The sequence below is a fragment of the Sulfobacillus harzensis genome, from assembly GCF_012933365.1.
Lineage (GTDB): Bacteria > Bacillota > Sulfobacillia > Sulfobacillales > Sulfobacillaceae > Sulfobacillus_B > Sulfobacillus_B harzensis.
On the sequence record NZ_JABBVZ010000137.1, the window covers coordinates 1 to 7,343 of the forward strand.

Annotated in this window: 8 protein-coding genes; 7 read left to right on the top strand and 1 reads right to left on the bottom strand. The window is 59.8% G+C overall.

Annotation, left to right across the window (positions count from 1 at the left end):
* The first annotated feature begins 217 nt into the window (after positions 1 to 217).
* The 7 genes from HIJ39_RS20495 to HIJ39_RS20525 all read left to right on the top strand — a co-directional run bounded on the left by HIJ39_RS20495 (position 218) and on the right by HIJ39_RS20525 (position 6,700).
* Positions 218 to 862, top strand: coding sequence for a hypothetical protein (locus HIJ39_RS20495; protein ID WP_169102899.1), 645 nt, complete (start codon positions 218 to 220; stop codon positions 860 to 862).
* A 184-nt stretch (positions 863 to 1,046) separates the two neighbouring features.
* Positions 1,047 to 1,406, top strand: a complete 360-nt coding sequence (locus HIJ39_RS20500; protein ID WP_169102900.1) for a hypothetical protein — start codon at positions 1,047 to 1,049, stop codon at positions 1,404 to 1,406.
* Positions 1,407 to 1,629: 223 nt separating this feature from the next.
* On the top strand, positions 1,630 to 2,874 hold the full coding sequence (locus HIJ39_RS20505) for a tyrosine-type recombinase/integrase (protein WP_169102901.1): 1,245 nt from the start codon (positions 1,630 to 1,632) through the stop codon (positions 2,872 to 2,874).
* Positions 2,861 to 3,844 carry a tyrosine-type recombinase/integrase gene (locus tag HIJ39_RS20510; RefSeq protein ID WP_169102902.1) on the top strand — a complete coding sequence of 328 codons (984 nt, stop codon included), beginning with the start codon at positions 2,861 to 2,863 and terminating at the stop codon, positions 3,842 to 3,844. Before HIJ39_RS20505 ends, HIJ39_RS20510 begins: the two co-directional genes overlap by 14 nt.
* Positions 3,834 to 4,859 carry a tyrosine-type recombinase/integrase gene (locus tag HIJ39_RS20515; protein WP_169102903.1) on the top strand — a complete coding sequence of 342 codons (1,026 nt, stop codon included), beginning with the start codon at positions 3,834 to 3,836 and terminating at the stop codon, positions 4,857 to 4,859. Before HIJ39_RS20510 ends, HIJ39_RS20515 begins: the two co-directional genes overlap by 11 nt.
* Positions 4,860 to 5,004: 145 nt before the next feature.
* Positions 5,005 to 5,904 (top strand): Mu transposase C-terminal domain-containing protein, encoded by a 900-nt coding sequence (locus tag HIJ39_RS25295; RefSeq protein WP_169102904.1) that lies wholly within the window; start codon positions 5,005 to 5,007, stop codon positions 5,902 to 5,904.
* On the top strand, positions 5,894 to 6,700 hold the full coding sequence (locus HIJ39_RS20525) for an ExeA family protein (RefSeq protein ID WP_169102905.1): 807 nt from the start codon (positions 5,894 to 5,896) through the stop codon (positions 6,698 to 6,700). Before HIJ39_RS25295 ends, HIJ39_RS20525 begins: the two co-directional genes overlap by 11 nt.
* Positions 6,701 to 6,858: 158 nt before the next feature.
* Here the strand turns inward: HIJ39_RS20525 and HIJ39_RS24380 are convergent.
* Positions 6,859 to 7,343 (bottom strand): transposase (locus HIJ39_RS24380; RefSeq protein WP_169102906.1); only part of this gene is annotated, 485 nt, incomplete at its 5' end.

Sequence of the window (7,343 nt, forward strand, 5' to 3'; positions counted from 1 at the left end):
TCGACAATAGGGCCGGGAATCCCTGCTTTTATGCGGTTTTCACGGATCGGCAACAAGAGACTTTTTCAGCAGAATCTAACTAATGTCGTCGATCATAGTTCCCCCCATGAAGGGGGTTTTTTAGTACCATTGGTGTCTGATTTGGTTTTAGGGTTCTAAAAAAAAAAGACCGAGGGTTCATGGTTGGACGCCCACCCTCGGTCAGATCGGTTGATCTATGGCTATTATATATTTAACTCAACCTCTCCGCCATGCCATCCAGGGCTTGGCAGCGCCCCGACCGGATTGCCCGGTCGATTCCTCGCATCGGCTTGTTCGTAATGGGACGTTCACGCGCCACGCCCTCACGGCACAGGGCCTCGTGCCAATTCGTGTGCAACGGTTCCTCTGTCGGGCCTGCCACTGCACTTACAGCGCTTTACCCTATGACTGCCAGCCCTACACGGCCTGGACATGGCCGATCCTCGTCGCGGTCCTTGTCTGGCGGGATCGCGGCCGATCGCTGGCCCAGTGTCTGGCGTGGCTCCGATCACGGCAAATCGACCCGCATCCGCGAACCTTGACGCGCTGGATGGCACGCTGGCGCGCCGACATCCCGGGTGTGATCCACCGAGTGCTCCAGTGGATCGCGGAACGGCTCGGAACCCGCCGAATCCCCGTTTGGCCCGAGCCGGAGTGGTCTCGCGTTCAGCATTGGCACCAGTTGTGGCGAGCCGTCGTCCTGGTGCTCCCGGCGGCCAGCCGCCGGGGGGGTTGGGTCGCCGGCAGCGTACTCTGGGGATGGCTCATGCATCACAATCAATGCCGGGATGGCACGGCGGACGGAGATCGGTACCGTGAAATCGGAGGTGAGATCGGCTGATGACCACGCCGAAATCCATACCACCCGAAGTGGTGGCGCAGTTTCGCTTCACTGTTATTGCCCCGCTCGTAACCCGCCAATTGGCGTACGGGGAACAACGGGCCATTGTGGCCCAACAAAGTGCTCACGTTTGGCTCACGCCAGACGGCCACGAACGCCAGATTCATCCCCGGACTATCCTGCGGTGGATGGCGGCTTATCGCCGCGGCGGGCCTCGGCCCTCGAGCCGGACCCGGCCCCAAGCCGTTTGCACCGGGTCTCCCCGACGGTGTTGGACCGGGCGCTGGCTTTGCGCGCAGAAGACCCGCATCGTAGCGCCCGGACGATTATCCAACTCCTGGAGTGGCAGGGCGAGATTGCCCCTGGGAGTCTGGCTCATAGCACGTTGACCTATCACCTGCGACGACGCCAGGCCGCGCCCTATCAACCCGCGCCGCCGGCCGAGACGTTTCGGCGGCGCCAGGCGCCGCGAGCCATGGCGGAGTGGCAAGGCGATTATGGAAGTTACGGGATTATGGAAAATCAACGGAGAAACGCACGATAATACGCCACTAGCACTGGTCGAATCTTTCCATAACGCCTCATCCTGAACGGGGCCGTCTCAAAAGGTATGTCGGCAGTGATGCCGTCCCTAAAATGTGCCTATTTTACCCCGCGTAGTGGAGGAAGTAGGTCACTTTCCTCCGCGTTTTTAGGGGTCAAGTGGGAGAAAATTTTAGGGCCAAAGCCTTTTGAGACAGCCCCACTTCAAAGGAGGCGTTATGGTTATGGATGAACGGGAAACCATCCGCCAATTAGTCGACCGGGTCTTGAAGGACATCAGCGCGCATCATTATGCGTCAACAACCCAGGCTAACTATCGCGGCTTTTACCACCAATTGCTGCAGTGCGCAGACGCCCGAGGTATAGGCGCTTATTCGTCGGAATTCGGGCACGACTTTTTTCACAGTCGCTATCGCTGTCGACTGGAGGATGTGCCATCCCCAGCTCCGCGTCGGCTTAGCGGTCCGCGCCGCTACCTGACCGTGTTGGATTACTACCACCGCTACGGAACTCTCCCGCCACGACGACCGTCAGCGAGGGCGATTCAGGTGCTGCCGACGGAATTGGAGCAAGCTCTCGCCGATTTCAATCGCGATTGTACTGACCGTGGGCACTCTCCGCGGGCGGCCCGAACACGGCAGGCTCGCGTGCGCCACTTCCTGACCTATATGGCTAACCACGGCATCCCTTTGACAGCCGTGACCGGTTCGGACCTCTCCCACTATACGACCACCCTGATGAGCTATCAGCCGAAGACGGTGCGGGTCATTCTCAGTCAGGTCCGGACCTTTCTCCGCTTCTTGCATCGATGGGGCCTTTATTCCCAGGATCTCAGTCGGGCCCTGCCGCCCGTGCGGATGATACCGGGGGCTCGACTGCCGCACAGCTGGCCGATTCAAGCCGTGTCTGCCGTGTTGGCCGCGGTTGACCGCGGCACGCCGTTGGGCAAGCGGGATTACGCCATCTTGTTGCTAGCGGCCCGACTCGGCCTGCGTGTTGGGGATATTACTACGCTACCGTTGACGGCGTTGCATTGGCAGACGAAAACGGTCGCCTGGGTGCAGCAGAAAACCGGTCGCACCGTGGAACTGCCGCTGTTGGATGACGTCGGCTGGGCCATCATTGATTATTTACGGAACGGTCGACCGGAGACGGAGGCCCCATGTGTGTTTGTGCGGCATCGAGCGCCCTTTGAACCATTCGCTGTGGACGCGAATTTACACGGATTACTCATGCATTACGTTCAGCAGGCCGGCGTCACGGTTCCCGCTGGTGCCCATGGGATGCATGCCCTCCGTCATGGACTCGCGGGCCGGTTGTTGTCCGCTGACACCCCGCTCCCTGTGATTGCCGATGTGTTGGGGCACCGGAGTACTCAGTCCACACAGGTCTATCTCGCCGTCGATGAGGCAGGTTTGCGGCGGTGCGCTTTAAACCCTGAGGAGGTATTGACCGATGTCCACGCCTAAATGGCCGACGTTTGCCAGCGCACTGGCACCCGTGTTAACAGGACTCATTGCCGAACAACAGGCCTTGGGCTATCACCCCAAGGAAGCCCAAGATTTTGCACGGTTTGACCGGTTTTGTCAAGCCGTGGGCCATGCTACCATGACGTTGCCCCGGGCCTTGGTCGAGCAATGGACGGCCACGCAACCCGGGGAAACCGAGACCAACCGTCAGCGGCGTATTACGCTGATGCGGGTTTTAGCTAATTTCATGCGGCGATCGGGCTTGAATGCGTGGCTGTATCCGCCTCAAACCGCTCCACGAGCCGCCGGCCGTTATGTGCCGTATATCTTTACGCGGCAAGAGATTGCCGCGTTGCTCACCGCCGTGGACCATTGTCCCGAGGATCCACGGTCGCCAAATCGTGGGCCGGTGTTGTCCATGCTCTTCCGCGTTCTTTACGGCGCAGGCCTGCGAGCGGGGGAAGCTCTCCAGTTACAGCATCGCGATGTGGATGTCCTAACGGGCACCTTACACATCCAGAATGCCAAGGGCCACAAAGACCGCCACGTCCCCCTGCACCCGGCTCTGGCGGACCGCCTAGCTCGTTACCTAGCCCGACAGTTCCATGCGGTACCCACCACCCCCGTGTTTCCCAATCGCTCGGGAGAACCTTATGCGACGCTCACCATCTATGGATACTTTCGGCGCTTCCTTAAAGAAGCGGGTATCGCGCACGGCGGACGCGGGCTGGGACCACGGCTCCATGACGTGCGTCACTCCTATGCTGTCCATTGTTTGCAGCAATGGATTGCCGACGGTGTCGATCTGACCGTGGCGCTTCCCTATCTCTCCGCGTATCTAGGCCACACAGGGTTGAAGAGCACTCAGGAGTACCTCCGCCTGACGGCGGACCTTTATCCTGCCGTGGTCTCGGTCGTCGAACAACAGTGGGGTTCTCTGATTCCCGGAGGTGACGGCCATGCCCACTGACTTTGCCCGACTGGTCACGCGCTACCTGAGCCAATACTTACCCGGCCAACGCAATCTTGCCACCAATACGATCCAGTCGTATCGTGACACGTTTAAGTTGTTGCTCCGTTTTTGCCAGGTGAATCGAGGGTGGTCGCCCGACCAGATTACCTTAGCCCAGTTGAATGCGGCCTGCATCCAGAGCTTTCTCGATTGGCTTGAAGCCGATCGTCAGTGTGGGGTGACGACGCGTAACCAACGACTAGCGGCCCTCCGGGCCTTTTTCCGCTGGGTGGCGTATGAGATGCCCGAATCTTTAGAGACCGTCCAACAGGTGTTAACCATTCCTGGGAAAAAAGCGTCAGAGCCACTCATACCCTATTTGACGCCTGACGCTATGCGCGCCCTCCTGGCCCAACCAGACCGGGCGACCAGCAAGGGACGTCGGGATGCCACCTTGCTCGCGGTCCTCTACGATACGGGAGCTCGAGTGCAAGAAATCATCGATCTGGTGGTCAGCGATGTTCGGCTCCAGCCCCCCGCAGTGGTTACGCTCACGGGAAAAGGGCGCAAACGGCGGCAGGTACCGCTGATGACACCCACGGCCACTTTAGTGGCCGACTACATGACCGAACAGGGACTCCATCGGCTGAGCCAGGCCGATCACCCGCTTTTCTATAATCATCAACACCGACCGTACACGCGCGTCGGCATTACCCAGATCTTGCAGAAATACGTCCGCCGAGCGCGGGAGCACGGTGTGACGGGATTTCCCGAATCCGTCACGCCCCATGTGCTGCGGCATTCCAAGGCCGTGCATCTCTTACAGGCGGGGGTGAACTTGATCTACATCCGTGACTTGTTAGGCCATGTCGATGTCTCAACAACACAAATCTATACCCGGGCCGACGTGGAGCTTCGGCGTCGCGCACTGGAGGCGGCTTCACTTCCCGGGATCGAAACGCCACGAGATTCATGGTCCGAGGACGCGGGACTCTTACAGTGGTTGGACCAATTGTCCAGTGGGTCACGGTAACTAGCGACGACGTTATGGAAAGATTCGGAGCGGCTTGGGGAGGCCTGGCACCAATCCCAGGCTGCTTCTTTCCATAATCCCGTGGCTTTCATAATCGCCTTTATGCAAGATCTTCCATAAAGGCGACACCCAGCAGACGCTGACCTTGCCGGATCCCCGGAATCCCGAGCGACACCGCCCGGTGTACTTGATTGCCTTCATTGATGACGCCACGCGCTATGTGGTCGGGAGTCGGTTTTTCTTTGATGAAAACCGGCCGCGCCTCGAAGAAGTCCTGAAGTGGGCCGTCGTGCGCTACGGAGTTCCCGAAATGATCCATGTCGACAATGGGTCCATCTACGCCTCCCATTATCTGACCCGCGTGTGTGCGGAACTAGGGATCGATTTGCGCCACAGTACCATCCGAAGGCCCCAGGGTAAGGGAAAAATTGAGCGCCTGTTCCGCCGGGTCGACCAACAACTGACCCACGAACTGCAGGCCCTCGTCGCGGATGGCACGGTGACGACGCTCGCGGAATTAAATGCGTATTGGGAGGCGTGGCTGGATCAAGGCTATCATCAACAAGTCCACCGCGCGTTGGGCATCACGCCGCAAGCGGCGTGGGAGCAATCCCGAGCGGACTCCGCCGCGCACATACGAACGCGCCCAGTGGATGAGATTCACCGCATCTTCCTCTGGCATGAAACCCGTAAAGTGGACAAGACGGGGGTCATCCAATTAGCCGGCAATCGCTATGAGGTGGCGAGCTTGTTGGCCGGGAAACGGGTGGACTGTCGCTATGACCCCTACCAGCTCGACCGGATCTTCATTACCTATCAGGGCGAATCCTACGGGGAAGCCCAACCCTTGGTGTTGTCGCACCACCGCCATCGGGAAGCGCCGCGCGAAGACCGGCCGCCGACCGCCCCGCGGACCGGCGTCAATCTGGCCCAGTTGGCCCGCGAGCGCCATGAAGCCGAACGGGCTCAGGCCACGGCGCGGCTGCAGTATGCCGAAGGCCGGCCCGCGCTAGCCCCGGGAAAGGAGCCCCATCATGAGTCTTAATTATTGGGGGTTCACGCGCGCCCCCTTTACCAAGGAACTCCCCATTGAGGATTATTTTCCCAGCACGCAATTTCGTGAACTGGCCGCGCGTCTCCACCTCATGGTGGAGGGGCGGTTATTCGGGGTGGTCACCGGGGAAGTCGGATCCGGCAAGTCGAGCGCCGTGCGGTATCTGGCGTCACAACTGGACCCCACGTCGCATCCCGTGTTCTATGTCGCCGAGTCCCAACTGACGCCCTTTGACTTTTACAGTCAGATTCTGGAGGCAGCGGGCGTGACGATGCCGTTTCACCGATCCCAAACCCGCCGCCAATTTGTCCTCCTCATGACCGACCTCTGGCAACATCAACACAAGGCTCCCGTGATTATCATTGACGAGGGCCAGGGCTTGCCCGCGCGGATGTTGGATGAACTCCGATTCGTTCTGAATACGGCGATGGACGCCCTCACGCCCTTTACGTGCATCCTCGTCGGCCAGCCAGATCTCCGTGTCACCCTCCGCCTCAAAGCGTTCGAAGCCATCTATCAACGCGTGGGATTGCGATTCCATCTCCGGGGCCTGGATGAAGGGGAAACGGCCAGCTACGTCAGCCACCATTTGCAGAAGGCCGGTGGGGCCCCCGGGCTCTTCACGCCCTCGGCGCTCAAGCTCCTGGCCTCGCAATCCCGGGGCCTCCCTCGGATCATTAACCACTTGGCGACCGGCGCCCTCTGGGACGCTGAAAGCCAAGGCTTGCGCGTGGTGGATGAGCCCCAAATGCAACGCGCCGTGAGCGACTGGCGCGACGACGTCTAATCGGACCCATTCGGGTCCGCCGCCACGCCCCCGAGAGGGGGCGTGTTTTGGTTGAATCCTCGGTTTCTGCCATCCTAAGTTTGCCAACGCGATGAGTCACGCCCAAGCACCAATATGGCCGCCATTTTAGCCGATCCCATGACAAAACAAATTAGCGCCTACACATACGTCCAGTTTTCCACGCGCTTCACTTGACGCTGCCATTCGCGGGTGCCCTCTAACCGGTAGGTGTTCCACTTCATCAGGGCCGTGCGGCCCTGCTTTTCCACGTAGGCAAAATTCTCCTCACTGCCATAGCCGGCATCGGCGACGATGGTCTGCGGCAATCGGCCGACCAGCGTACGTAGGCGTTCCAAATGGGGAATCAAGCAACCCGCGTCGGCCCGGTTTTGGTGCACGCTGTACCCGAGGATGAACTGGTTTTCTGTTCCCATCTGGACGTTGTAGGCGGGTTTAAGTTGGCCATTGCGCATATGGTCTTCCTTGAGACGCATAAAGGTGGCATCGGGGTCGGTCTTGCTATAGCTATTCCGGTCTCCGCAAGCGGCTAACTGCTGTTCGTAGCGGCGTAAACGGGGCACCAGCTTCAATCGGAGGTCGCGCACGACCCGCCGCGCTTGCTTCGGAGCCTCCGGCTGCGTGT

What these genes read in the sequence shown, in the direction of transcription:
- HIJ39_RS20505 (WP_169102901.1), top strand. Translation starts at nt 1,630, where the DNA reads ATGGATGAACGGGAAACCATCCGCCAATTAGTCGACCGGGTCTTGAAG.
- HIJ39_RS20515 (WP_169102903.1), top strand. Translation starts at nt 3,834, where the DNA reads ATGCCCACTGACTTTGCCCGACTGGTCACGCGCTACCTGAGCCAATAC.
- HIJ39_RS20525 (WP_169102905.1), top strand. Translation starts at nt 5,894, where the DNA reads ATGAGTCTTAATTATTGGGGGTTCACGCGCGCCCCCTTTACCAAGGAA.
- HIJ39_RS20495 (WP_169102899.1), top strand. Translation starts at nt 218, where the DNA reads ATGGCTATTATATATTTAACTCAACCTCTCCGCCATGCCATCCAGGGC.
- HIJ39_RS20510 (WP_169102902.1), top strand. Translation starts at nt 2,861, where the DNA reads ATGTCCACGCCTAAATGGCCGACGTTTGCCAGCGCACTGGCACCCGTG.